Raw genomic sequence first — 24,782 nt, 5'->3', positions numbered from 1 at the left:
ATGAAAGCATGTGCTCATTTGGCCATCAAATACCAGCCTTTGGGATCCACTTCGATCGGTACATCACTTTTTATCACAATCGGTTTTTTCGACAAAACCATTCTTTCCAAACCTTTGGAAGTTTTGACCTCCACAGGCATTTCAAATTCAATATTGGACAAACTCACTTTATACTGGTTTTTACCCTTTTTCCGAACATTTACTTTGGGAACACGGACCGATTTCAGATACAAGTCAAAAAAGCCCTGCAAATCCTTTCCTGAATATTGCTGGGCAAATTCCGTGAAGTCAGCCGTTTCCACAAGATTGTTATAGGTAAATCGCTCGTCGGAAGTGAATGCTTTGAGCATCGGGAAAAATATTTCATCGCCCAAAAAGTAGCGGAGGGAATGGATGATATAAGCGCCTTTGGTGTAAATTTCGCCGTGATAGGCATAGTCGGACGTTGAATTTCTGGGGGAAACCACCGGTCGCGCATGGGCAATGCTCTTGCGAACAGAAGCCACTTTTTCATGATAGGCGTCTTCTGCTCCATGTTCCCAAAAGAACAACCAATCGCCATAGGCGGTCAATCCCTCGTGGATCCAAAAATCCGCCCAATCCTTGACCGAGACCTTGTTGCCAAACCACTCGTGCCCCAACTCATGGTGCAGCAACCAATCGTATTGTACTTTTCCCATGTGGACAAATTGGTAATTGTTGCCATAGGCATTGATGGTCTGATGCTCCATGCCGAGGTAGGGAGTTTCGACCACGGCTATTTTATCATTGGGAAAGGGATAAGGGCCAAAATATTTTTCATGGGTTTTGGCACTTATTTCCAACACCTCCAAAAGCGATTTGGCTTTGTCCCTGTTTTCCTGGAGGACATATACTTTCATGGGAATTTCCATCCCATCGGCACTCAAAAAGGTTTTCGATTCCTCATGGAATGCCCCAAGGGTAAAATTGATGTTGTAATTGTTGATCGGGTATTCTGTGGCCCAATGATAGGTGACTTTGTTTTCGGTTTCTGTGGTACGGATGAGCTGCCCGTTTGCAGCCACAAAATAGGATTTGGGTGCAGTGAAAATCAGATCCACGCCGTTTTGGGGCTCACTGGAAGGATGGTCAAGACAAGGCATGAAGATTTTCGCCCCTTCATTTTGGGAGGAAAGCCCCATCCAGTGGTTGTCCAACTGGTCCATTTCCCATGTAAAGCCACCTGTCCATGGCGGACGAATGGCGATCGGAGTCTTGCCGCCATAGTGAATCTCGACATCCTGACAACTGCAATCGATAGGGAAAATATCCAGCGTATCCCCAAAATGACGGAAGGCGATTTCTTTCCCATCCATGATTACCTTGTTGACGGTGTATTCTTCGATCAGGTTGAGGCGCAAGGTGTCCAGTTTTTCGGTAGCCGAAAAAGTGACCCTGTTGAGCCCATGAATTTCCTGTTTTTCGGGAAAAATCTCCAGTTCCAGTTGGTAATGAAGGATCTGGAATTTTTCCTGAAGTGGATCAATCGGTCCACCCCAAGCCCAGTTTTTTTGGATTTGGGAAAATGAAAATTGGGAGATAAAAAAGAATAGTAGAAAAATCGGGAAAGTTTTTTTCATCTGATGAGGGTATTTTGATTTAAAAATATAAAAATCAATCCAGTTCAGGACATTTTTAGTCAATATTACGTAAAGATAGAAATGTCTCAGCAAACTACAACTTACTTACATTCCCTATGAGAAAAACAATCTTACTATTGGTAATGGGGCTAGTATTGCTATCCTGCAGGAATGAAGAGGAAAAGCCTATCTCAGCTTGTGGCGTATCCAATCCAGCAAGTGAATTGCCTTGGCTGGCTACAAAGTTAGCTGAAATGGAATCCGGCTCCCTTCGGGAATTATTTTATGTGGCCCAAACAGAATTGAATGGGCAAACACTATTTATTTTTGGCAACTGTTGCGCTGTATGCAATTCTATAATACCCGTGTACAATTGCGAAGGAGAGGTGTTGGGATTACTTGGTGCTCAGGATGGTATATATGGATTTGAATTGCTCAGTGACAGTAGGATCATTTCCAAGTACAATAGCTGTCAGATAGGTGCTACCTGATTATTATTTTAATCAATTAAGAGCAGTTTCAAAACTTTTCAAATAAATTAAGAAGGATACAAAAAAAGCCCCAGAATCGATCTGGGGCTTCATATTTATTGAATTCGTGTTCTTTGAAAATTAATCAAGTGTTTGATTTATCAAACCGTTTCTGCTACTTCAGCATATTCCTCCACAGGAATACAGCTACAAACCAAATTTCTGTCTCCGTATGCAGAATCAATTCTTCTGACAGTTGGCCAGAATTTATTGCCTTTCACATAAGGAAGTGGGAAAACAGCCTTTTCTCTGGAATATGGGAAATTCCAATGGTCTGCCAGAGCCAATCCAGCAGTATGTGGTGCATTTTTCAAGACGTTGTTGTCTCTGTCTGCCGCTCCAGACTCCACATCTCTGATTTCCTCTCGGATGCTGATCATGGCATCACAGAACCTGTCGAGTTCAGATAAGGTTTCGGATTCGGTTGGCTCGATCATCAAGGTGCCGGCCACTGGGAAGGAAACCGTCGGTGCGTGGAATCCATAATCCATCAATCGCTTGGCGATGTCCTCCACTTCAATTCCGAAATCCTTGAAAGCCCTGCAATCCAAAATCATTTCGTGGGCAGCCCTTCCGTGTGTTCCGGTATAGAGAATTGGATAATGCTCTTCCAGCCTTGCCTTCATGTAGTTGGCATTCAGGATGGCTATTTTGGTTGCATTGGTCAAGCCATCTCCTCCCATCATGGAGATGTAAGCGTAAGAAATGGCCAATATGCTTGCACTGCCAAAGGGGGCAGCAGAAATGGCGGTAATCGCCTGCTTGCCTCCAGTTTTCACCAGAGGATTTCCCGGAAGGAAAGGAACCAAATGCTTGGCCACACAGATCGGGCCTACGCCAGGTCCGCCTCCACCATGTGGGATACAGAAAGTCTTGTGGAGATTCAGGTGACAAACGTCCGCGCCAATAATACCCGGACTGGTCAAACCAACCTGAGCATTCATATTGGCTCCGTCCATGTAAACTTGTCCTCCATTGTCATGGATCAACTGGCAGATTTCTTGGATGGCTTCCTCAAACACCCCATGGGTGGAAGGATACGTCACCATCAATGCCGCCAGATCATTTTTATGTTCAAGGGCTTTTGCCTCAAGGTCTGCTACGTCAATGTTTCCCTTCTCATCACATTTCACCAAAACCACTTTCATCCCTGCCATGATCGCAGATGCTGGATTGGTACCATGCGCCGAAGTTGGAATCAAGGCAATGTTTCTATGGTGGTCTCCCCTACTCAAGTGGTAGGCTCGGATGACCATCAAACCCGCATATTCTCCCTGTGCACCAGAATTGGGCTGCAAGGAGGTGTCGGCAAAACCAGTGATTTCTGTCAACCAATTTCTAAGGTTTTGGAACAACTCATAATAGCCTGCGGCTTGGTCTTGGGGTGCATAGGGATGCAGCTGTCCAAATTCTGGCCAGGTGACCGGAATCATCTCTGAAGTTGCATTCAACTTCATTGTACAGGAACCCAAGGAGATCATAGAGTGCACCAAGGAAAGATCCTTGTTTTCCAGACGTTTGATATACCTGAGCATTTCATGTTCGGAATGGAATTGGTTGAACACAGGATGGGTAAGGTATTCGGATTTCCTATCCAATGCTTTCGGCAGATTGATTTCCAAACCATCCACCAAGGCATTGATATCGACTTTGGTCTTGATGTTCGTTGATTTTGCAAAAACTTCCACTACTGCGGTCACATCTTCTAAAGTCTTGACCTCATCAAATGTCAGAATAATCGCTCCTTTTTCATACCTGAAATTCATTTCGGAAGAAAAGGCAAATGCGTGGATTTTGGATTGCTGGACCTCATCGGCTTTGATCCGAATGGTGTCGAAATAATTTTCGTTCAACTGCTCAAAGCCCAGGGATTTCAATGCCTTTCCGGTGAGTTGGGCAAGTCCATGGATTCTGCTTGCGATTTCTTTTAGCCCTTTTGGACCGTGGTAGACCGCATACATCCCCGCCATTACGGCAAGAAGCACCTGCGCTGTACAGATATTGGAGGTTGCTTTTTCTCTTTTGATATGTTGTTCACGGGTCTGGAGAGCCATTCTGTAGGCGTTGTTTCCATCCTTATCCACGGAAACACCAATGATTCTTCCCGGAATCTGTCTTTTAAACGCTTCTTTGGTTGCAAAAAATGCGGCATGAGGACCGCCAAATCCCATCGGAACCCCGAATCGTTGGGTGGTGCCGACTACGACATCCGCACCCATTTCACCTGGAGGTGTCAATAAAGTCAAGCTCAACAAATCTGCTGCAAAGGCAACGAGCACTTTGTTGGCTTTAGCGGAAGCAAGGAGTGCTGTGTAATCGATGGCTTGACCGTCCGAATTTGGGTACTGCAACATCAATCCGTAAAGTTGCGGATCAGTCAAGTCCAAGGCCGACAAAGGCGCGATTATCAATTCAATCCCAACCGGAACCGATCTGGTAATCAACAAGTCTTTGGTCTGCTCAAAAATCTTTTCATCGACAAAATACCGGTTGGCATTTTTTTTCTCTTTTGCTTTGGATGCATGCAGCATCGTCATGGCTTCGGCAGCTGCGGTGGCTTCATCCAACAAGGAGGCATTTGCAAGCTCCATCCCTGTAAGTTCGATAACAGTAGTTTGAAAGTTGATCAAAGCTTCCAATCTTCCCTGTGCGATTTCGGCTTGGTAAGGGGTATATGCCGTGTACCATCCCGGATTTTCAAGGATATTTCTCAGAATGACACCCGGTACAATCGTGTCGTGGTAGCCCAAACCGATAAAGGATTTGAATATCTTGTTTTTCGATGCGAGCAGTTTGAAGGATTTCAAAAACTCAGCCTCCGATTGTGCGGCAGGCAAGTCCAATGGCTTTCCCGTCTGGATGGATTTGGGAATGGTCTGATCGATAAGTTCGTCTAAAGAAGCGGCGCCTATCTTATTCAACATGAACGTGATCTCCTCAGAAGAAGGACCATTGTGCCTGTTTTCAAATTTTGTAGTTGGAGTGAGATTGATTTTCATCATCAATGTTGATTGTGAGAGATTTGGGTTATATCTACCTTGATTTTTGGTAGGGCAAAGGTAAGAAATATTGAATGATAATAATTTTAGGAGGCAAAGAAATATAGCACTGTAACACTCAAATTGATAAACGGTTTCATTCTGATTGGAATAATTGATAAGTTTAAAGCCTAGAATAGTAATAACCCTTATTTATAACTTATGAAAAGAAATTATGCCTTGACAGGCGCACTTCTGTTGATGTTCTCTTGGCAGGTCAATGCTCAGGACATGGCCGTCAAATATGCTTCCACCATCACTGCCGGTGATTTGGAAAAACACCTGACCATCTTGGCTTCCGACGAAATGGAAGGAAGGGATACCGGAGAAAAAGGCCAGAAGATGGCTGCCGAATACCTTGCTAAATTTTATGAAGGCTTGGGACTGGCTGGTCCTGTGGATGGGAGTTATTACCAAAAATTCAACCTTGCCAGCGTTTCATTCCCTGAGGTAAACTTGACTGTTGGGAAAAAGAAATTGGTAAACAACCAAGATTTTGTTTTTATCGGAGACGGTGACATGAAGAAAGCAGCCAAAGCTGATTTGGTTTTTCTTGGTCTGGCTTCGCCCGAAAACCTTGCAAAAGTAGATGTAAAGGGTAAGATCGTCGGTCTTTGGGCCATCGGAAGCCGTGCGCAAACGGTCGTGAAAGATGTGATGGATGCGGGTGCAGCAGGAATCGTCATCGTGACCATGGAAGGTCAAGCAAATTTTGACCGCTTGGCCAACAGATACAAATCCTTGAGCGGTAAAGGAAGACTTGGTTTTGAACAAGAAACCAAACAAGAGCCGATCTTCTTGGTGAGCAGTGACCAAATGTCCTCCCTTTTCGCCACTCCCGTAGAGATATTGAAAGAGGCTGCCAAAAACAATCCGGAATCCATCAAGATCCAAAAAGCCAGCTTCTTGGTAAAGAAAAGCAAAAAACTCGTCCCTACAGAAAATGTGATGGCCTACTTGGAAGGCACAGACAAGAAGGAGGAAGTGTTGGTGATTTCTTCCCATTATGACCATACTGGCATCGACAGCGAAGGAAGAGTCAACAATGGCGCCGATGATGATGGCTCTGGAACGGTTTCCGTCATGGAGATAGCCGAAGCTTTTGCCATGGCTGCCAAAGACGGCATCAAGCCAAGAAGAAGTATTCTATTCTTGAATGTAACCGGTGAGGAAAAAGGACTTTTGGGCTCTGAGTACTATTCCGACCACCCTATTTTTCCTTTGGAAAACACGGTGAACAACATCAATATCGACATGGTCGGAAGAATCGACTATGAGTATCAGGATGCCGAGAACAAGGATTATGTTTACGTGATCGGGTCAGAGATGCTTTCTTCCCAGTTGAAAACCATCAATGAATACAACAACATTACCCACACGAATTTGATTTTGGATTACAGGTATGATGCGGAAGATGATCCGAACAGGTTCTACTACCGCTCGGACCACTACAACTTCGCAAAACACAATATCCCTGTTATTTTCTTCTTCAATGGTGTTCATGATGATTACCATCAGCACACGGATACGGTTGACAAAATCGAATTCCCATTGATGACTAAAAGAGCACAATTGATCTTCCACACCGCTTGGGATCTAGCCAACAGGATGAACAGAACTCCTGTGGACCGAACAAGCACGAGGGCCGATAGATAGTCCCATTAACCCGTAAATAGGATTTAGCAGCATAACCAAATACGGGCTGAATTTAGAAATATTGGAAACCCCTTCGGATTTTGATTCGGAGGGGTTTTTTAATTGAGTTGAACCCGTTTTATGCATTACAAACGTAATTCAATATTGTAATTTACTGATAATCAATTAGCTGTTGATTATTCTTGACTTCACCCTGTTGGTTTCAGGAATTATTCTCCCAATAGTCTGATTTTCTTTCCGTTTCAATCCCATTTGGAAACCTATTGCATATATCGGGTTGAACCCAATTTTGTCGAAAATCGGCAAGCCCTCCTTGGTTTTTTTGGATTGTTGGATTAAGGTATCATACAAATTGAAAAATATTATCTTTGCCCTTCAATCATAATTATGCAACCTGACAAGCGTTTTTCCATTTGGTATTTCATGTTGGTCTTTGCCTTTTTGGTCGGGCCATTTGCACTGAGTTTTCACATGCATTATCCCGACGAGATGTATTACACAGATGCGGCTGTCAAAATGCTTCAAACAGGTGACATACATACCCCATTTTTGGGAAGTGATGAGATGCGCTTCAAAAAACCGATTTTGACCTATTGGTTTGTTTTGGCTGGGTTTGAGCTTTTTGGAGTCACTCCATTTGGCTCCAGGATTTTCTTCCTCTTGGCAGGCGCACTTACTGTTGGCTTTGTGTACTGGGGAGCAAGTGTTTTTTTCAAGGATTCCAGAGTAACAAAACTCTCGGCTTTGATCATGGCCTCTCACCCGGTTTTGATTCTCAGTGCCACCAGATCCATCCCCGATGTTTTACTGGGAATGTTTTTGGCTATGAGTGCTGTGGGATTCCTTGGTTATCTGCGCCATGGGAATGCTGCGCCAAAAAAATACAGCTGGCTTTTGTTTTTGGGCCTGGCTTTGGCCTTTGAAGTCAAAGGCTTACCAGCAGCCGCCCTGGGAGGACTTGGTTTGTTCTATTTGTTGGTCAATCCTTGGCAAAGAATCAAAATCCAAAAATTGGCATATCTCCCCGCTCTTCTTACGGCTGTCTTTGTCGCTTTTTATTGGTTTGTTGCCATGTATGCGGTTCATGGGGCTGACTATCTGGAATCTTTTGTCGAAGACCAAGTTGGAATGCGGGTTGCCTCCAGGCATTTACTGGTCATTCAGAATGTATTGTTGGCCACCCTGCTGATGGTGGTTATGTTTTTGCCCTGGTTTATCTTTGGGGCCAAGGGGTTCAAGAACAAATTCAAGGAGCTTTTCAATCATGACAAGGCCTTCACGGGATTTGTGGTGGTCTGGGTGATTGCCATTTTGCTGATGTCTGCGGTGGTGAGCAAGTTCTATGAAAGGTACCTGTTGCCTGTAGTTCCACTGACTTCCATCTGGGTTGCCTGGCTGCTGATTCAAAACGGAATATTAGAGAGGGTTAAGCTCCTTAAAGGCACCTTGATTTTCTTTTTGGCCTTGAATTCACTGGTGCTTTTGATAGGTATTTTCTTCAACTTGATGCTTCCTTCAGGCTTCTGGATTTGGATACAGGTGCTTATTGCAGCCGGTATCCTGTTTTATTTGATTGGAAGATCCAGGAGTGAGCGTGCACTGCCAAAAGCAATTGCGATCAGTGTGATGCTGTTGTTCTTTGGGGCAAGTATTTCCACCTATCAGATTTCTCTTCCCGATGCAGGCCAATTGATAAAAATATATGCAAAGGAACAGGGCATCATGCCGGGCAGCAAAATAGCCTATTTGGGCCATCTACATACCGGAAGTAAGATCAGAATAGGCTTGGGACCGGATTATTTAATGACAGATCTGGGCGAAGAAAATTTTGGAGCCAGATATAGGGAGTTCGATTTTCTGATTCTTGAGGAAAAACACCTTGACAAACTGCCCGATACAGGATATGAAATGGAGTTGGCCGCCCTGAATTGGGATGCCAAGTATCTCTGGGAGATGGTGAAGAGCCTTTGGAACGGAAATCCTGAAGAGGTCAAAAACCAATTGGGGAAAAAGTTTTTCTGGATCAAACCCTTATAAATTAGTATTCCCCTGTCTCCACTTCCTCTACATGCCTTAGATTTTCCAAAACGGCAATGATATAGGTTTTGACCGTATCCCCACGGTGGATGGTGGGGAAATTTTCTTGCATTACGATGCGGGAAAATCCATTTTTTACCGCCTCTTGTACTTCAAATTCCCGAGTGAGGTAGATCCCATAGTATCCTTTTTGCTCAAATTGCCCAATCCCCGGCCAGAGGTCAAATTGGTTTTTTCGCCTGCCCATATTTATGGCGTAAGTTTGGGGGTTTCCTTTGAGATAGAAGGCCATTTCAGAAGCAACGTGGTAACTGTCACTGAAGAAAAATTCTTTGTCCCGCAATTCAAGGCTGTCTTTTAAATGGTCAATACGGGTTGCCAATTCTTTATAGCCCGCCAAACGCATCATGGGATCTTTGGAAGGTCTGAGGATTTTTTTAAATCCGATGGCATCAAGAGGGGCTGGGAAGAGCAGCAGCATCAACAATACCCCAGTTAGTATCCCCCCGGACAATGCAAATCTCCTCCATTGAATTGAGGCTGAATCCAAGCAATAGGCCATTAGGATAGGCAAGGTGAGTATGGCAAAAGCTGGCCAGTTGACATTCACTGTTTTGAAAATCGACATCACTAAAAACAAGAGCCAAACCACCAGGGTTGGAAGGATTAAAAAAAGTGCCCGAGGGTCCTTGCTGAATTTGGTTTTTTTGATGCTTAGCCAAAGTATAGGAATAAAGAAAGGGGAAAGAAAACCCAGTTGTCCCCCAATATACTCTCCCACATATTTGAGCGATTGCACAAGGTCAAAACCACTCTTTTCTCCCTCTACGCCTCCCAGCGTCCCGACATGCTTAAAGGTCACAAAATCATTTTGGAAGTTCCAAACCACGATAGGGATCAAAGAAAGACAGGAAACCAATACATACACCCAGGGCCCCTTGCTGAGGACTCTCTTTTTATCTGTGAGCAAAAGGTATAGCCCCAATGTAGGAAGGGTCAGCACCATGATATTTTTGGAAAGGATCCCCAGGATCGTGGCGAAACCCGCCAAAACCCACCATTTCATTTCGTTTGACGCCAAGGCCTTCCATAAAAAGAAGAAAGCCAAGATCCAAAAGAAGTAAAGCGAAGAATCCGTCGTATGAAAAATGGAGCCCAAGTGAAAAAAAGGCATTACGACAAGTATCATACTGGCCCAAAAGGCAATCTTGCCTTTGTGATACATCTCCAATGTCAATTCAAAAACAACCCATGCTGTCATGGAACTGAAAAGGATGGCGTTTAATTTGATGGCCAACTCGGTATCCCCAAAAATTGAGGTGCTGAGAAAATTATAAACAGCTATCATCAGGGGTTTGGAGTAGTAGTTCCAATCCAGATGCTTTGACCAAAGCCAATATTGCGTTTCCTCTGTGAAAAGGCTGTGTCCCGAAAAGTGAAAGTAAAGCAGCTTCAACGAAGCGATAAGCGCCAAAATACCGAGCGTGAGTTTCCTGTAAAATTCCGGGGTTTTCATTTGATTCAATCTGACGCACAAAGATGCTAAAAAATGAAGGCCTTTCCATGGTGGAAAGGCCTTTAATGAGTTTTGGGAGATTATTGTTTGACGACTACTACTTTTTCCTTGAATTTTTTGATTTGCCTTCTCAAGCCTTCGATGGCATCATCTGCAGCAGCTTCGAATGTTTCACTTTGGTTTTTGGCAAAAAACTGTTTCCCGGGTCCATTCAGTTTGATTTCAACGATTTTATTCTCGTTTTTTCCATTTTTATCAATTCTCAAAAATACCTCGCCGTCGATAATGCTATCATAATAGGTCTCTAACTTATCGGCTTTCCTCTGGATAAACTCTGTAAGTTTTTGATCGGCGTCGAAATGGATAGAATGCATTTGAAGTTTCATAACAGTAATTGTTTTAGTTAAACTTATATTACGCTTTAGGATGTGCCTGTTCGAACACAGCCTTGAGTTTTTCCATGGAATTATGGGTGTATACTTGGGTCGCGGCAAGACTCCCGTGCCCCAAAAGATCTTTGACGGCATTTAAATCAGCGCCTTTATTCAGCAAATGAGTCGCAAAAGTATGCCTCAATAGATGGGGGCTTCGCTTTGTAGTCTGGGCATACAGATCCAAATAATGTCTCACGATGCGGTAAATCTTCATAGGGTATGCCTGCTCTTTTTTATTGGTAATGATAAAATAATCACTCTCGTTTACATTTAAAAATGTTTCCTCGAATACTTTCTTATAAAGAATTATATTTTTTTTCAACCCACTTGTAAGAGGGATTATTCTTTCTTTTTTTCTTTTTCCCAAAACTTTTACTTCATCGGAAATCAAGTTGATATCCTTCCATTTGAGTCCCAGCAATTCCGAAAGTCTCACGCCGGTCAAATACAAAAACTCCATCACCATCCTGTCACGCTGTCCATCAAAATCAGAGGCATAAACCATTTCATTCAGCATCTTTTCGATTGCGGTCTCTTGGATAAATTCAGGAAGTCTTTTAGGAGTTTTTAAAACCCGCATTTTGTAGGTCGGGTCTTTGGTGATTACGCCCGATCGCATCAGAAATTTATAAAAGGAACGCAGCGTGGCCATTTTTCTATTGACGGAGGTGGGGCTTAGTCCTTGATCGACCCGATCGATGATCCATGCCCTGATTTCGGAATGGTCGGCTGCAGTGATGTCTTCTCTACCGAAGGAAAGCTTACAGAATTCACCAAATTGCTCCAAATCCATCCGATAAGCCAAAACCGTGTGTGGGCTTGCACGTTTTTCATGTTCCAGATAATTGATAAAAGCATCCAGCATATTTAGTATTGAATATAAGGGAAATTTAATGGAAATAATCCTTTCAGGCGACTTTTCAATATTAAACCCGACACAATACGGATTAATCCCGAAATATGCATTTGGTTTCCCAATGGGTGTTGACACGGCAAGAAAATCATACTATTTGGAGCATAAGGTGTGGTACCGATAGGATGAAGTCAAAAATGGAAAACAACTGAATGACTCCCAAGTAATAATAGAATGGAATTGGAAATGCATAAACAGGTTTAAAGATCCTTACTGAACTAACGAAAAAGCTTCCCAATATTTTAAAAAAACGATGAATAGATGCTTATTTTTTAGATATATCGGGGATAAAAAAAGACAGGATAGACTTATCCCCTGATTGCTTGAGATTTACAATACCAAGAATACTATTTTTTTTAGTAAATCCGAACAATGTATTCGGTTTATCAAAGGGTGTTGACACGGCAATAAAATCAGACCAATTGAAGAATAAGGTGAAGTACCGATAGGATGAAGTTAAAAACAGTAAATAACTGAATGATTCCCAAGTAATAATAGGCTTGAATGGAATTGACAATGCGTAACAGGGGTTAAAAAAATAAAAAAGGCGCACCCGCTTTCGGTAGGTGCGCCATTCTGTTGGAATATCAAAAAAAGAAATGAATTAATTCGCTTCTTCTGTTTGCATTTTTTGTTTGTAAGCAGCCTTAATTCTCTGCTCTCTGTTTTTTACAGACGGTTTTACAAAAGCCTGTCTTGCTCTAAGTTCTCTTACAGCTCCAGTTCTATCAAATTTCTTTTTAAAACGCTTTAGCGCTTTCTCGATAGATTCGTTTTCTTTTACGTTAACTATGATCATATGTATACACCTCCTTTCACGGATGCAAAGGTAGAAGAATAACTTCAGTATACAAAGTTTCCAACAAAAAAGCCTGATCGGTTGATCAGGCTTTCAAGTTGAATATGATTTTTTATATCAATCCAGTACTTTTTCGGCAAGAAGGACAATCTTATTGTCCTTGACCTCGACCACACCTCCATCGACAACGATAGATTGTTTGCCCTCTTTGGTGGTGAACGAAACCGTTCCCTTTGCCAAAGTGGAAACAATGGCAGCGTGGTTGTTCAATACCTGAAAAGAACCGGAGGCGCCAGGAAAGGTCGCTTCAGAAACTTCTCCCTGAAAGATCTTCTTGTCCGGCGTTACGATTTCTAATTGCATATTGATGCTGTTTTATTTTTTGATGAACGTGATGATCAAATGAATGGCCTTATCTTACTTCCGCAAGCATTTTTTCTCCTTTGGCAATGGCATCTTCGATACCTCCCACCAAGTTGAAAGCCGCTTCAGGAAGGTGATCCAATTCCCCGTCCATGATCATATTAAAGCCTCTGATGGTATCTTTGATATCCACCAAAACACCTTTCAAACCAGTAAATTGCTCTGCTACGTGGAAAGGCTGTGACAAGAAACGTTGTACCCTTCTCGCCCTGTGTACGGAAAGCTTATCCTCTTCAGAAAGTTCCTCCATTCCAAGAATGGCAATAATGTCCTGAAGTTCTTTGTATCGTTGTAAAATTTCCTTTACGCGTTGGGCACAATCATAATGCTCATCACCCAAGATACTTGGCTGGAGGATTCTGGAAGTGGAATCCAAAGGATCCACGGCTGGATAAATACCCAATTCCGCGATTTTTCGGGAAAGTACGGTTGTAGCATCCAAGTGGGCAAAGGTAGTTGCTGGAGCTGGATCGGTCAAATCATCCGCAGGCACATATACTGCCTGTACTGAAGTAATGGAACCGTTTTTGGTCGAGGTGATTCGCTCTTGCATGGTTCCCATTTCAGTTGCCAAAGTTGGCTGGTAACCTACTGCTGAAGGCATACGACCCAAAAGTGCGGACACTTCAGATCCTGCCTGTGTAAACCTGAAAATGTTATCGATAAAGAAAAGAATATCTTTACCTGCACCATCTCCTTCGCCATCTCGGTAGTATTCAGCCAAAGTCAATCCAGTCAAGGCTACTCGGGCTCTTGCTCCTGGAGGTTCGTTCATCTGACCGAACACGAAAGTAGCTTTGGATTCTTCAAGTTTTTTCATGTCCACCTTGGAAAGATCCCATCCTCCTTCGGTTTCCAAAGAATGAACGAAATCGTCACCATAAGTTACAATTCCAGATTCAATCATTTCTCTCAAAAGATCATTCCCTTCACGCGTTCTTTCCCCAACACCCGCAAATACGGATAGGCCAGAGTAAGCTTTTGCGATATTGTTGATCAATTCTTGAATCAATACTGTTTTGCCAACACCGGCACCACCGAAAAGTCCGATTTTACCACCTTTTGCATAAGGCTCGATCAAATCGATCACCTTGATTCCCGTAAACAGGATTTCTGAGGCAGTAGAAAGATCTTCGAATCTTGGCGCAGATCTGTGGATCGACAATCTCTTTCCTGCTGGAACTTGAGGAAGACCATCGATCGCTTCTCCGACCACGTTAAACAGGCGTCCTTTGATCCCAACACCCGTAGGCACAGAAATAGGAGTACCTAAATTGGTGACGATCATGCCTCTTACCATTCCTTCGGAAGAATCCATCGCGATGGTTCTTACTCTATCCTCACCAAGATGTTGCTGAACTTCCAGGATGATTTTTTGTCCGTTTTCTTTTGTGACTTCAAGTGCATCCAAAATGTTGGGTAACCTTCCTTCATTGAAGGAAACGTCAATAACAGGACCAATCACCTGGGTTATCTTACCAGTATTTATCATTTTTATATATTGATGTAAAAAGGATTTAAGCTCTCTCAATTTGCTTGCAAAATTAATTATAAAACCTTAATACCAAAGGATGTTTGGAAATTAAATCTTGCATCAAGATGCTTTTCTTTATGAATTGGAGCGAAATGAATATTTGGGAATCCAATCTGTTCTAAAACCGGTATTTCTGGTCCTTCGTATTTGCTTTTTTGGTGAATGGCTCTGGGTCATTCAAACACCAAAAAAATCGGACCAAAAAACTTCTCCTTTGTGCTAAAAGAAAGGTTTCCGCTAGGAAAACCACATGTTCTCCAGCGTTTTTAGAACATCCTTCTCCCAAACAAATAGGCTTTGTTCCAATAATTGTTGCTTAAGTTGTCTTCCGTAACGCCCAGCGAGGTAGAGGAATGGATAAACCTCACCTGGCCACGAGAGGCTTCGGTGACGATTCCGGCATGTGTTACCTTTTTCTTTTTTTTGCCCGTGGCAAAAAAAAGAACATCCCCCTTCTCAATGTTTCTTGTCGGGACTTTCTTCCCCATCCCACTTTGTGCTTCCGAGGTGCGCGGCATGGTTATCCCCACACTATAAAAGGAGTGGTAGATGAGCGCTGAGCAGTCCATACCTACCCTTGTAGTCCCTCCATAACGATAAGGCGTGCCCCGGTAACTCCTTGCCGTTTCCACCACTTGGTTTACATTTTTACTTCTGAGCTTTTTGGTTGGTGAGCAAGAAGAAAAAATGGAAATCGAAAAAAACAAAAAAAGAAAAAAAAATGGTCTCGGAATATTAAGTTTCTTAAATTTCACTATCATTATTGGCGGATATTTTAACTTCAATAATACGTCCCCTTCTGAAATTTTCAAAAGTATTGGCCAAAGATAATCCACAAAGATGAAAACCCAGTTTTATCCCCTCCTTTTCCTGTTGGTATTGCTCCAGTCTTGTGAAACCAAAGAAGTGGAAAAAAAATGGACCGGTGACAATGTCCTCAAAACAGCAGTTTTCCAAGGGATCAGTCTTTTGGGAGATTCTCTCATCACTGATGTGGATACAGTCGCCCAACAAGATCAATTGAAGAAACTTTTTGAAGCCGAAAGAGCATACGCAGAAGAGCCAAGTTTGGATAACCTTATCTGGATCGGAAGAAGAGAGGCTTATTTGGGCAGGTATGATTTGGCTATCCGGACCTTTACCAAGGGAATTGAAGAGAATAAAAATTCCTTTGAACCCCTAAGACATAGGGGGCATCGGTTTATCTCCACTCGGGAGTTGGACAGAGCAATTGAAGATCTGGAAAAAGCTGCTGATTTGATGCAAGGCCAAGCGCTTCAAATAGAAAAAGATGGAATGCCAAATGCTTTTAATATCCCACTATCCAATGTTCAATTCAATGTCTGGTATCATTTAGGGCTTGCCCACTATCTCAAGGGAGATTTTGAATCTGCCTTGAAGGCATACCAATCTTGCTTGACCGTATCCAACAATGATGATCTCCTGATAGCAACTTTGGATTGGTACTACATGGCATTGATGAAGCTGGGAAGAACCGAAGAAGCCCAATCTGTAATCAAACCCGTCCATGAAAAAATGACTGTCTTGGAAAACGATGATTACTTAAAAAGAATTTTGATGTACAAAGGGATTTTGGTGCCGGAGGATCTTCTCAAAGCAGATGTCAATCTGGAGAATCAAAGACTTCAATACGTGACCCAGGGTTACGGTCTTGGCAACCATTATCTTAGTTTGGGGGACACTTCAAAAGCAAAAATTATTTTTGAAAACGTTGTGGCAAGTGGATTTTGGTCCGCTTTTGGTTATATTGGTTCGGAAATGGAATTAACGAAATTAAGGAATGAGTAGAGAGGATTTTAGAGAATTACCCTTGCACAAAAAAATTCACAAGCTTTATACCGAAGGGACTTTTGTGGTAGCCATTCGGTATTATTCGCATAAAGTCAATTTGTACTTGCTTGAAAAAGAATACATTGAGGTTTTTTACAACCACAAACTAGACAAGGTCGACAACATTGATTTTTTAAACCAAAACCATACGAGAATGAAATTTTATCTTGATCAGATTCACATCAGGATAGAGTCTTAATGCTCCCTGAGAATCCCTTAAGGGATCAAACCGATGCTTCCAAAAGTAATTTTTGATGAATCTGTAGTACTTGTGGGATAAGGAGCTTGTTGTCCGTATTCTTGATGACAAAATCCGATTTTGAATTTTTTTCTTCATCTGGAAGCTGCATGTCAATGATGTCATTGACCTGGTTTTCGTCCCTGTGGGCATCCCGCATCAAGATGCGGCTGACACGGACTTTAAGAGGCGAACTTACGTTGATGACCTTATCCAGATCTTTGTCTCCACCGGTTTCGAAAATCAAAGCCGCTTCCTTGAGAACATAGGGAGCAGATTGACTGCTTGCCCAAATGGAAAAATCTTCCCGAACCGCAGGATGTACGAGATTGTTGAGTGCTTTTATCTTTTGATCATCCGCAAATACCTCAGCGGCAAGGTGCTTTCTATTGAGACTGCCATCCTCGTTATAGACTGCTTCCCCAAATTCGGATTTTATTTTATGTTTTAGGCCTTCATCTTTGGCCATCAGCCATTTTGCGCGGTCATCGGCAAAATAAATGGGGATGTTGAGGATCTGAAAAACCTTTGCAACAGTGGATTTACCCGAGCCGATTCCGCCCGTAAGGCCTACCAAGAGTGGTTTGCGATCAATCATATTTCAATCTAAAAACTTCCGGTTCCAATTTGACATTCTCCAAAAAAGTAGGCTTTGGACTTACTTGGACACTTACGGTACTGTCTTGGCGGTTTCGGTTGCTATAATTTAGAATGGCCTCAAACTCTATTTCCTTCAATTCGTTGACTTTTCTTTCGTCTATCAGATAATACATCATGATGGTATTTGGCTGCTGGACCAAAGTCACATTTTCAGGGAAATTGGTTTTGACGACTTTTAGTCTTTTGTTTCCTTCAAGAAATTGTACGACCTCGAACTTAAAATGGACACTTTCGTCCTCCATTGTCAAAAAATCCCTGAACGCATCAGGCAAAGTCAAAGGAAGGATTTTGCTGAAATTTTTATTGATTTTTTCTTCTCCGAGATTTACCGCAAGAATACCTTCCAATTGTTCCAATATGGATGTTGGGCCTTTTATGCTGACTACCGGAGGATCTATCGCGATTTGGCTTGCATATCTGAAGTTCTTGGCCAATGTATTGGTGGTGGTATCAGGCCGGATATTTATCTTTCTGGTGACTACCTTATCAATTTTGAATTTTATGGTGTCACTTACGATTGACACCAAACTCGTAGGGCTAATTTTTTCCGCAAGACTCCTTCTTATTTCAGAAGTCAGGAGATAGTTTTTTGTGGAAGGGTTGTTGATTTCAATCAAAAAAGGGTTGTCCTTTATCTTGAAATATTTTCTGAGCAGATCCCAGCCATTGCCATTGATCTCTATTTTGACACGGGCAGGCAATTTTTCAACGGCCATGAATTCTTCCTTGTCATAAATGATTTCGATTGGATAGTCTACAACAGTTGTGTAGTTGTCTTTGTTGAGGGCATTCAAAAGCCAGAAAGTGGTAGCGGCCAAAAGGCACAGCGCTACCACTTTCATGTTTGCCACTTTTTTAGGGTTGGCATTAGAAACTAATTTTTTGAGCTTATTCAAGTCCAATTTATTTGATTCCGTTTGCTTTTTTAGTGAATTCCGGAGAGATCGCTGACTTTTCCACTTTGATTTTCAATCCCTTGTCTAATTCCAAAAGAACTGTATCATCCTCTAGGCTGTATATCTTCCCGTGTACGCCACCTATGGTGACCACGTTATCGCCCTTTTTTACGGATTCAAGGAAATTTTTAGCGTCTTTCTGTTTTTTTTGTTGTGGCCTGATCATGAAGAAGTACATAATCAAAATGATGGAGCCAAACAGGAAAACCTGTCCCATGATCCCACTCATACCATCTGCTTGCAATAATATCCAATTGTTCATCATTATTTTTTCACTGGGCCAAATTGTCCAGCACTGGCTGAAGCGGCATTTTTTGGGTTAACATTTCCTTTTAATCTCAATCTGGTCACATTTGGGCTAGTATTGGCCTGAATGGTTACTGTTGGAGCTTGGGCACCTGGTTTGGCAGTAGAGTTGAATACCACTTTCACAAATCCCTCATCTCCCGGTTTTACGGGTGTTTTTGACCAGTCAGGACTCGTACATCCGCAGGAAGCGGTGACGTTGGAAATGACCAAGGGAGATTGACCTGAGTTGGTAAACTTGAAAATGTGCTCGATAACCTTTCCTTCGTCGATCGTACCAAAATCGTATTCGATTTCACCGAATTGGAACTGACCCAAAGTGGAGGGATCAGCAACATCCACCGATTGCACGTTGGTGGGAATGGGCTGTGCGGCTTCAAGACGGGCAAGTTTTTGCTCCAATTCCGCCAATTTTGCCGAATCGTCGTTTTTGTTGGTATTACAGCCTGAGGCCATAAGTGCAGCCATTAGAACGAAGGCTGGAAATTTGATGTATCTCATTTGGTTGAATGATTAATTATCTTGTCTGTTGATTTGATCAATAAGTTTATTCACATCACTGAGTAAATTCTCGGCTTTGTTTTTGGCTTCCGAAATTACTTTGTTTCCTTCGGATTTTGCTTCATTTAAAGGAAGATTTTTTCCGTCGCGTAGATTTTTTATCAGTTCTTCCAAGTCCTCGCTGTATTTCGACAACTGATAAGAAAGCCTATCCCTTGTGTTTTTTCCTGTATCGGGGGCGAATAGCAAGCCTAAAGCGGCTCCTATACCTGCTCCAGCTATTAACATAAATGTATTGCTGCTTTTGCTCATTTTTTTGATATTTTATTTGTTATCTAAAAGACCTCTACCACTCTTACGGATTTCTCCACTTTCGGTTAATTCCTTTGCCAAAACATCCAGTAATCCGTTTACAAACTGCTTGCTTTTGGGCGTGCTGTATGTTTTGGAAATGTCAATATATTCATTGATACTGACCTTGACGGGAATGCTTGGGAATTTTTTCATTTCGGTCAGCGCCATTGACATGATGATCTTGTCGGTGTAAGCTACCCTTTCGATATCCCAGTTTTTGGTTTTATTCCCTATCAACTCCATGTGCTCGTCGCCACATTCAATCGTCAAGTTAAAGATATTCTGGAAAAACTCCTTATCCTCTTCCCAATTGATGGCGATTTCCGGAAGCAAAGCCTCTTCAGCTGATGGATCTGTTGATAGGTTTTTGAGCACTTTTGATGCCAGACTCCTTACTACTGACTTATTTTCAGTCCAATTCAGATCTTTTTCAGAAAAGAAATTGAGAATCGCGTTGTTTTTGAAAATTATTTTCTTGAGAATGTCGTCCAGTATTTCATAGTCCTGGGTAAGGGTGGGCGCATTGATCTTGATGTATTCCTGATACCCTTCGGAAGGTTTTACATACTCCCTGAACCATTCCTTTATTTCAAGTTCAAGCTCATCGATTTGTGCATCTTGTCGAATCACAGCTGATTGGTATTCAGGCATGGTTTTGATTTTCTTCAGGATGGCATTGTTTGCAAGATTAAGGTCTCCAAGTGTGGAGATGATTGCGTCATTTGAGATTTTTCTTTTTCGATCGATTTCCTTGGCTACGTGGTCTCCAAATGCAATGAGCAATTGGATCGCATAAAGGTACAATTGAGGGATTCGCTCGGCAGAGATCACCATGTTGTTCAATAGAAAATCATGGTCCGCTTTGTTGGCCTTGTGGTAATAGTTGATGGCTTTGATGGACTCAGACTTGATTTTGGTACTGACGTCTGTTTCAGAAATCAGGTTTTTACTGTTCAGGTTGCTGGAAAAAAGTTTGATGGCAAGCTCAGCGTCTTTCTTTAGCTGCACCTTGTCTTGTACTTCCATGCTGTTTAGATCCGGAAGAAAGGCTTCTCTGATCTGGTCTTTTGCCAAATTAAAGTTGGATGCCTTACTCTGTTCATAAGCATATAGATTTTGAAAAGCCTTGACCCTGAGAATTCTTCTGTTTAACATACCTGATTTTAAAGAACGTAAATATAATTGTTTTTAGACGAAGGTTTATAAAAGGACCCGTCTTTGTCCACAATACTATAAAATCCCCCGATCATTTTTCCTAAGAAATAGAATCGGGGGATTCAATTTTTTAATAAGGAAGTTTCACATTCCCCATTGCTTGGATACGATTCCAGGCCAATTCTGTCGCTGCTTGCTGTGCAGGTATATTTTCCTTTTCAGATTTGTCAAGTATGGCAGTACAGGTGTCATAGATTTTTTCGGCTTGTCTGTAAGTCGATTCCCTATTGTATCCGCCCAAATATTCCGCATACACATTGATCAAGCCACCTGCGTTGATCAAGAAGTCCGGGGCATAAACAATCCCTTTCTCCAAAAGCAATTTTCCGTGCTTTTCTTCCTCGTGAAGCTGGTTGTTGGCTGCTCCTGCGATGACTTGACATTTCAGTCTTTCTATCGTCTGGTCGTTGATGGTGGCACCCAATGCACAGGGTGCATAGATATCCATGTCGATGTCGTAGATAAGATTGGGGTCCACCACAGTGGCTCCGGTTTCTTTCGCTACCGCCCTGAGTTTGTCTTCAAAAATATCCGTAATGAATACTTCAGCACCTTCTTTGATCAGGTACTCCACCAAGTATTTCCCAACCTGACCGATTCCTTGCACGGCAATTTTTTTGCCCATCAATGAATCCGATCCGTATGCTTTTTTGGCGGCTGATTTCATCCCCAAATAAGTACCATAGGCAGTTACCGGAGAAGGATCGCCTCCACCACCTTTGATTTCAGGCAGTCCGGTGACGAATTTTGTTTCCATGGAAACATATTCCATGTCCCTGGTGTTGATGTTTACGTCTTCGGCAGTGATGTACCTTCCACCCAAACTTTGGATAAATCTCCCGAATCTTCTTAAAAACGCTTCGCTTTTCAGCTTTGGATCACCGATGATGACCGCCTTTCCTCCACCTAAATTCAACCCTGAAATAGCTGCTTTGAAAGTCATTCCTCTTGAAAGCCTAAGGACATCCGTGATGGCCTCCGCTTCGGAGGAATAATTCCACATCCGAGTACCGCCAAGGGCTGGGCCCAACACGGTATTGTGAATTCCAATGATGGCTTTTAGCCCTGTGGGCTCATCATGGCAAATAACCAATTGCTCGTGACCTAAGGAGGTAATCTGTCCGTAGATAGATCCTTCTTTAACCTTTTCCGTAGTATTAACGTCTACCATTTGAATTTGGAAATTTATAAAGTGTTATATTTGGGATTGATGTGTTGAAAACCACCGATACAAAATTATATATTTTCTGTGGGCTTTGCTAATGCATTTAAAAGAGTATTATGAAACTAATCATTAGATTTTAAAGTTTTTCTTTCGTGAAACCACTCTGGCGCTTAAACAAATATCTTCTTAAATATAAGGGTTATCTACTTTTGGGAATAGTATTTACTATCATCTCAAACATTTTTGTAATAATCCCCGCGCAACTGGTCAGAATTGCCATAGATTATGTGGTGGAGAGTTTCAGCTTCTATCAATTGTTCGGAGAGGGCGATTTGAGTGTTGAAGCCCGCTCCATTTTCCTGAAATTCATTTTGATTTTTGGGGTTTTGATTTTGGTGATGGCCCTTTTGAGGGGCTTCTTTCTTTTCTTGATTCGACAGACCATCATCATCATGTCCAGGCTGATCGAGTTTGACATGAAAAACGAAATTTTCACCCATTACCAGCAATTGCCCCTCAGTTTTTATAGGAAAAACAGCACTGGCGACTTGATGGCCAGAATCACCGAAGACGTAAGTAGGGTCAGAATGTATTTGGGCCCGGCGATCATGTACGGCATCAATCTCGTGGTGCTATTTCCACTGGTCATTGGGTACATGCTGACGGTCAATGTCGAGCTGACACTCTATTCACTATTGCCTTTGCCCATTCTATCGCTGAGCATTTATTTTGTCAACAACCTGATCAACGAGCGTTCTGAAAAGATACAAAGGAGTCTTTCGGGCTTAAGTACTTTTGTACAGGAAGCATTTTCCGGTATCCGTGTTTTAAAGGCTTTTGTCAGGGAGGAAGACAGTGCCAATGAATTCAAGAAAGCCAGTGAGGAATACAAAGAAAAATCGATAAGGTTGACACTGGTCCAATCGCTTTTCTACCCTTTGATCCTGGGATTAATTGGGGTAAGCACCATTTTGACAGTTTATATCGGAGGCATCCAGGTAATAGAAGGAACGATTGGCTATGGCGTCATCGCAGAATTTATCCTCTATGTCAACATGCTGACTTGGCCGGTGACAGCCTTGGGCTGGGTCACCAGTATCATCCAAAGGGCCGCCGCCTCCCAGACCCGGATCAATGAATTCCTGAACGAGAAGAACGACATCGTCAGCCTTGAAAACCTAGAGCGGGAAATCCAAGGTGACATTCAAGTCAAAAACCTGAGTTTTGTCTATCCCGATTCAGGGATTAAAGCATTGGACAATGTCAATTTTGAGATCAAAGCGGGCGAGGCATTGGCCATCATTGGCGCTACCGGCTCCGGAAAATCCACCGTCGCCAATCTCCTGCTACGGATGTATGATCCTACCAAAGGTGATATTCTGATCGATAATATTGACATCAAAGCTTACGACATTTATTCCTTAAGGAAACAAATAGGATTTGTTCCCCAAGATGTATTCCTTTTCAGTGATACCATCGCCAACAACATTGCCTTTGGATTGGACACTGTGCCGGAAGGGTTGGTCGAGAAAGCCGCAAAAGATGCCGATGTGTATGACAACATTCTGGATTTTCCCCTAGGTTTCGAAACCAGGCTTGGAGAAAGGGGCATGACCTTGTCGGGAGGACAAAAGCAAAGAGTTTCCATCGCAAGGGCAATTGCCAAAGAACCCCGGATATTACTTTTGGATGACTGTTTGTCAGCAGTGGATACCAAAACGGAAAATTCCATATTGAATGCCCTGAAAATCATCATGAAGGGAAGGACGTCCATCATCATTTCCCACCGGGTTTCTTCTGCCAAACTCGCAGACAAAATCATCGTCCTAGGCGACGGCCATGTTGTGGAACAAGGGACACATGACTTCCTGATGGAAAAAAAGGGTGTTTATGCGGAGCTTTATGAAAAACAAACACACGCCAACGAATCCATTGAAGGATAAATCATTGTCGGTTTTTGGCAAAAGAATCAAAGCCGATTTTTTTCGGATGGCCCATACCTGAGGTATGCTCCAGCTTCTGGAGATAGGTGATGATCATGATATCGCCAAAGGCTGGTGCCAGCAGGTCATTGTCCAATGCAGCGGAAACCAACAACTCCACGAAATCCTGCATTTTTTGTCCCGTTACAGGATTGTCCTGCAATTCGGGGAAATGGTAGACCATTTTCCTGTCCCCTTCTAAAAAGAACTTGTTTTCCCGGTTGACCATCAACCTCCCCAAAAGATAGCCCGGATCATCAAGTCGTTCATTTTTGATCGTTTCGCCCAGAAAATTATAGATCAAAATCTGACCGAAATAATTCAAACTTGGATCACTTTTCAGGTATTTTGATTTGCTGAGGTACGTTTCCTCCGACAGCCTGACGATATTGCTTTGAAGTATAAAAACCAACACGTCTTCACCCGCCTGAAATACAAATTCATAATCATTGATCTTTTCCACTTTTAGTGGGACTTGGTTTTCCGGACCACAAGCAGCAGTGAGCTTGGTGGCCAAATTCAGGCTTGATTGCTCCAGAAGTTGGAAAAGATCCGTAACCTGGACTAACAAATTCTGCTTGAGCTTACTGGTAGATTGGATCTTACTTACTATATTAGAAAACATTTTTAGAAGGTATTTAAATTAAACATGTACTCCAATGGCCAAAGAAAAATCAAATTTTGAAGAAGTAGAATCCATTCTACAGGACATCGGTACTAAAATAGAACATTTAATCGAAAAAGGTGCAGAGGCTACCGGTGAAGCCAAGGTGGAGATCGAGAATAAAATCAATGCGCTGCGAGAGAACAAAACCACCTTGGAGGAGGAGTTCAAAAAAGCCAAGGAAAAAATGGAACAAGCTTATCAGGAAAAAAGAGAGGAAATCGAGCCCAATCTTCAAGAATCCAAAAAACATTTTCTGAATGCATTGGAACAGATTAAATTGGCGATCAAGGCCCTTTTTGAAAAAAAATGATCTTTTTGACGTTGAATATATAAAATTTAACGTTGGCATGGACACCCCCCATTTAAAAGAATGAGCAGAAAGCGGTATTGGCACTTGTGCAACAAT

At 42.4% G+C, this 24,782-nt stretch carries 24 protein-coding genes; 7 read left to right on the top strand and 17 right to left on the bottom strand.

The features are described 5' to 3' along the window. Positions 1-14 precede the first annotated feature (14 nt). Entirely contained in the window at positions 15-1,601 is a 1,587-nt protein-coding gene (locus tag F824_RS0102860) for a M1 family metallopeptidase (protein ID WP_019596341.1), read from the bottom strand. A 116-nt stretch (positions 1,602-1,717) separates the two neighbouring features. Between F824_RS0102860 and F824_RS0102855 the strand changes: the two genes are divergently transcribed. After that, positions 1,718-2,092, top strand: coding sequence for a hypothetical protein (locus F824_RS0102855; protein WP_139189590.1), 375 nt, complete (start codon positions 1,718-1,720; stop codon positions 2,090-2,092). 140 nt (positions 2,093-2,232) lie between these two features. Here F824_RS0102855 and gcvP read toward each other — a convergent pair whose 3' ends face one another. Continuing rightward, positions 2,233-5,130: an aminomethyl-transferring glycine dehydrogenase gene (gene gcvP / locus F824_RS0102850; RefSeq protein WP_019596339.1), complete on the bottom strand. Its 2,898-nt coding sequence runs from the start codon at positions 5,128-5,130 to the stop codon at positions 2,233-2,235. Between the two features lie 201 nt (positions 5,131-5,331). Here gcvP and F824_RS0102845 point away from each other — a divergent pair, with 201 nt between their 5' ends. Beyond that, complete coding sequence (locus F824_RS0102845) at positions 5,332-6,825, top strand: M28 family peptidase (RefSeq protein ID WP_019596338.1); 1,494 nt, start codon at positions 5,332-5,334, stop codon at positions 6,823-6,825. Between the two features lie 387 nt (positions 6,826-7,212). Next, positions 7,213-8,862: an ArnT family glycosyltransferase gene (locus F824_RS0102835; protein ID WP_019596336.1), complete on the top strand. Its 1,650-nt coding sequence runs from the start codon at positions 7,213-7,215 to the stop codon at positions 8,860-8,862. 1 nt (position 8,863) lies between these two features. On the opposite strand, the gene F824_RS0102830 is transcribed toward F824_RS0102835, so the two are convergent. The 7 genes from F824_RS0102830 to F824_RS0102795 form a co-directional block, all read right to left on the bottom strand. Then, positions 8,864-10,378 carry an ArnT family glycosyltransferase gene (locus F824_RS0102830; protein WP_019596335.1) on the bottom strand — a complete coding sequence of 505 codons (1,515 nt, stop codon included), beginning with the start codon at positions 10,376-10,378 and terminating at the stop codon, positions 8,864-8,866. A gap of 80 nt (positions 10,379-10,458) precedes the next feature. Beyond that, a complete protein-coding gene (hpf, locus tag F824_RS0102825) occupies positions 10,459-10,764 on the bottom strand; it encodes a ribosome hibernation-promoting factor, HPF/YfiA family (RefSeq protein WP_019596334.1) in 306 nt (101 codons plus the stop codon). A gap of 28 nt (positions 10,765-10,792) precedes the next feature. Beyond that, positions 10,793-11,677, bottom strand: coding sequence for a tyrosine-type recombinase/integrase (locus F824_RS0102820; RefSeq protein ID WP_019596333.1), 885 nt, complete (start codon positions 11,675-11,677; stop codon positions 10,793-10,795). A 652-nt stretch (positions 11,678-12,329) separates the two neighbouring features. Next, entirely contained in the window at positions 12,330-12,524 is a 195-nt protein-coding gene (gene rpsU, locus F824_RS0102815) for a 30S ribosomal protein S21 (RefSeq protein ID WP_019596332.1), read from the bottom strand. 117 nt (positions 12,525-12,641) lie between these two features. Beyond that, complete coding sequence (gene atpC / locus F824_RS0102810) at positions 12,642-12,887, bottom strand: ATP synthase F1 subunit epsilon (protein WP_019596331.1); 246 nt, start codon at positions 12,885-12,887, stop codon at positions 12,642-12,644. 49 nt (positions 12,888-12,936) lie between these two features. Continuing rightward, positions 12,937-14,439 carry a F0F1 ATP synthase subunit beta gene (gene atpD, locus F824_RS0102805; RefSeq protein ID WP_019596330.1) on the bottom strand — a complete coding sequence of 501 codons (1,503 nt, stop codon included), beginning with the start codon at positions 14,437-14,439 and terminating at the stop codon, positions 12,937-12,939. Positions 14,440-14,747: 308 nt separating this feature from the next. Then, positions 14,748-15,242, bottom strand: coding sequence for a C40 family peptidase (locus F824_RS0102795; RefSeq protein WP_051107533.1), 495 nt, complete (start codon positions 15,240-15,242; stop codon positions 14,748-14,750). A 79-nt stretch (positions 15,243-15,321) separates the two neighbouring features. Here F824_RS0102795 and F824_RS0102790 point away from each other — a divergent pair, with 79 nt between their 5' ends. Then, positions 15,322-16,290, top strand: coding sequence for a tetratricopeptide repeat protein (locus F824_RS0102790; protein ID WP_019596326.1), 969 nt, complete (start codon positions 15,322-15,324; stop codon positions 16,288-16,290). Beyond that, the gene (locus F824_RS0102785; RefSeq protein WP_019596325.1) at positions 16,283-16,531 is read left to right on the top strand and encodes a hypothetical protein; all 249 of its coding nucleotides are present in this window, start codon (positions 16,283-16,285) and stop codon (positions 16,529-16,531) included. Before F824_RS0102790 ends, F824_RS0102785 begins: the two co-directional genes overlap by 8 nt. Positions 16,532-16,556: 25 nt before the next feature. Here the strand turns inward: F824_RS0102785 and coaE are convergent, their stop codons facing one another. From coaE to F824_RS0102750, 7 genes are all read right to left on the bottom strand, one after another. Beyond that, the gene (gene coaE, locus F824_RS0102780; protein ID WP_019596324.1) at positions 16,557-17,168 is read right to left on the bottom strand and encodes a dephospho-CoA kinase; all 612 of its coding nucleotides are present in this window, start codon (positions 17,166-17,168) and stop codon (positions 16,557-16,559) included. Then, complete coding sequence (locus F824_RS0102775; protein WP_026333459.1) at positions 17,161-18,126, bottom strand: YbbR-like domain-containing protein; 966 nt, start codon at positions 18,124-18,126, stop codon at positions 17,161-17,163. The genes coaE and F824_RS0102775 overlap by 8 nt, the downstream gene beginning before the upstream one ends. Before the next feature lie 7 nt (positions 18,127-18,133). Further along, a complete protein-coding gene (yajC, locus tag F824_RS0102770; RefSeq protein ID WP_026333458.1) occupies positions 18,134-18,448 on the bottom strand; it encodes a preprotein translocase subunit YajC in 315 nt (104 codons plus the stop codon). A 2-nt stretch (positions 18,449-18,450) separates the two neighbouring features. After that, the gene (locus F824_RS0102765; protein ID WP_019596321.1) at positions 18,451-18,993 is read right to left on the bottom strand and encodes a DUF1573 domain-containing protein; all 543 of its coding nucleotides are present in this window, start codon (positions 18,991-18,993) and stop codon (positions 18,451-18,453) included. 12 nt (positions 18,994-19,005) lie between these two features. Further along, on the bottom strand, positions 19,006-19,305 hold the full coding sequence (locus F824_RS0102760; protein WP_019596320.1) for a YtxH domain-containing protein: 300 nt from the start codon (positions 19,303-19,305) through the stop codon (positions 19,006-19,008). A gap of 12 nt (positions 19,306-19,317) precedes the next feature. Beyond that, positions 19,318-20,502, bottom strand: coding sequence for a transcription antitermination factor NusB (gene nusB, locus F824_RS0102755; protein ID WP_019596319.1), 1,185 nt, complete (start codon positions 20,500-20,502; stop codon positions 19,318-19,320). 130 nt (positions 20,503-20,632) lie between these two features. After that, a complete protein-coding gene (locus F824_RS0102750; protein WP_019596318.1) occupies positions 20,633-21,733 on the bottom strand; it encodes a Glu/Leu/Phe/Val dehydrogenase dimerization domain-containing protein in 1,101 nt (366 codons plus the stop codon). A gap of 146 nt (positions 21,734-21,879) precedes the next feature. On the opposite strand from F824_RS0102750, the gene F824_RS0102745 reads away from it, so the two are divergent. Next, the gene (locus F824_RS0102745; protein WP_019596317.1) at positions 21,880-23,670 is read left to right on the top strand and encodes an ABC transporter ATP-binding protein; all 1,791 of its coding nucleotides are present in this window, start codon (positions 21,880-21,882) and stop codon (positions 23,668-23,670) included. A 1-nt stretch (position 23,671) separates the two neighbouring features. Here F824_RS0102745 and F824_RS0102740 read toward each other — a convergent pair whose 3' ends face one another. Beyond that, the gene (locus F824_RS0102740; RefSeq protein WP_019596316.1) at positions 23,672-24,334 is read right to left on the bottom strand and encodes a hypothetical protein; all 663 of its coding nucleotides are present in this window, start codon (positions 24,332-24,334) and stop codon (positions 23,672-23,674) included. A gap of 34 nt (positions 24,335-24,368) precedes the next feature. Here F824_RS0102740 and F824_RS0102735 point away from each other — a divergent pair, with 34 nt between their 5' ends. Continuing rightward, on the top strand, positions 24,369-24,686 hold the full coding sequence (locus F824_RS0102735; RefSeq protein WP_019596315.1) for a hypothetical protein: 318 nt from the start codon (positions 24,369-24,371) through the stop codon (positions 24,684-24,686). The last annotated feature ends 96 nt before the right edge of the window (positions 24,687-24,782 follow it).

Source organism: Rhodonellum psychrophilum GCM71 = DSM 17998 (genome assembly GCF_000381545.1).
Taxonomy (GTDB): Bacteria; Bacteroidota; Bacteroidia; order Cytophagales; family Cyclobacteriaceae; genus Rhodonellum; species Rhodonellum psychrophilum.
Note: the sequence above shows the minus strand (reverse complement) of the source record. Positions and strands in the feature narration are given on the sequence as shown.

What these genes read in the sequence shown, in the direction of transcription:
- F824_RS0102820 (WP_019596333.1), bottom strand. Translation starts at nt 11,677, where the DNA reads ATGCTGGATGCTTTTATCAATTATCTGGAACATGAAAAACGTGCAAGC.
- atpD (WP_019596330.1), bottom strand. Translation starts at nt 14,439, where the DNA reads ATGATAAATACTGGTAAGATAACCCAGGTGATTGGTCCTGTTATTGAC.
- hpf (WP_019596334.1), bottom strand. Translation starts at nt 10,764, where the DNA reads ATGAAACTTCAAATGCATTCTATCCATTTCGACGCCGATCAAAAACTT.
- yajC (WP_026333458.1), bottom strand. Translation starts at nt 18,448, where the DNA reads ATGAACAATTGGATATTATTGCAAGCAGATGGTATGAGTGGGATCATG.
- nusB (WP_019596319.1), bottom strand. Translation starts at nt 20,502, where the DNA reads ATGTTAAACAGAAGAATTCTCAGGGTCAAGGCTTTTCAAAATCTATAT.
- atpC (WP_019596331.1), bottom strand. Translation starts at nt 12,887, where the DNA reads ATGCAATTAGAAATCGTAACGCCGGACAAGAAGATCTTTCAGGGAGAA.
- gcvP (WP_019596339.1), bottom strand. Translation starts at nt 5,130, where the DNA reads ATGAAAATCAATCTCACTCCAACTACAAAATTTGAAAACAGGCACAAT.
- F824_RS0102855 (WP_139189590.1), top strand. Translation starts at nt 1,718, where the DNA reads ATGAGAAAAACAATCTTACTATTGGTAATGGGGCTAGTATTGCTATCC.
- F824_RS0102750 (WP_019596318.1), bottom strand. Translation starts at nt 21,733, where the DNA reads ATGGTAGACGTTAATACTACGGAAAAGGTTAAAGAAGGATCTATCTAC.
- F824_RS0102785 (WP_019596325.1), top strand. Translation starts at nt 16,283, where the DNA reads ATGAGTAGAGAGGATTTTAGAGAATTACCCTTGCACAAAAAAATTCAC.
- F824_RS0102765 (WP_019596321.1), bottom strand. Translation starts at nt 18,993, where the DNA reads ATGAGATACATCAAATTTCCAGCCTTCGTTCTAATGGCTGCACTTATG.
- F824_RS0102740 (WP_019596316.1), bottom strand. Translation starts at nt 24,334, where the DNA reads ATGTTTTCTAATATAGTAAGTAAGATCCAATCTACCAGTAAGCTCAAG.
- F824_RS0102860 (WP_019596341.1), bottom strand. Translation starts at nt 1,601, where the DNA reads ATGAAAAAAACTTTCCCGATTTTTCTACTATTCTTTTTTATCTCCCAA.
- rpsU (WP_019596332.1), bottom strand. Translation starts at nt 12,524, where the DNA reads ATGATCATAGTTAACGTAAAAGAAAACGAATCTATCGAGAAAGCGCTA.
- F824_RS0102835 (WP_019596336.1), top strand. Translation starts at nt 7,213, where the DNA reads ATGCAACCTGACAAGCGTTTTTCCATTTGGTATTTCATGTTGGTCTTT.
- F824_RS0102760 (WP_019596320.1), bottom strand. Translation starts at nt 19,305, where the DNA reads ATGAGCAAAAGCAGCAATACATTTATGTTAATAGCTGGAGCAGGTATA.
- F824_RS0102830 (WP_019596335.1), bottom strand. Translation starts at nt 10,378, where the DNA reads ATGAAAACCCCGGAATTTTACAGGAAACTCACGCTCGGTATTTTGGCG.
- F824_RS0102795 (WP_051107533.1), bottom strand. Translation starts at nt 15,242, where the DNA reads ATGATAGTGAAATTTAAGAAACTTAATATTCCGAGACCATTTTTTTTT.
- F824_RS0102790 (WP_019596326.1), top strand. Translation starts at nt 15,322, where the DNA reads ATGAAAACCCAGTTTTATCCCCTCCTTTTCCTGTTGGTATTGCTCCAG.
- F824_RS0102735 (WP_019596315.1), top strand. Translation starts at nt 24,369, where the DNA reads ATGGCCAAAGAAAAATCAAATTTTGAAGAAGTAGAATCCATTCTACAG.
- coaE (WP_019596324.1), bottom strand. Translation starts at nt 17,168, where the DNA reads ATGATTGATCGCAAACCACTCTTGGTAGGCCTTACGGGCGGAATCGGC.
- F824_RS0102845 (WP_019596338.1), top strand. Translation starts at nt 5,332, where the DNA reads ATGAAAAGAAATTATGCCTTGACAGGCGCACTTCTGTTGATGTTCTCT.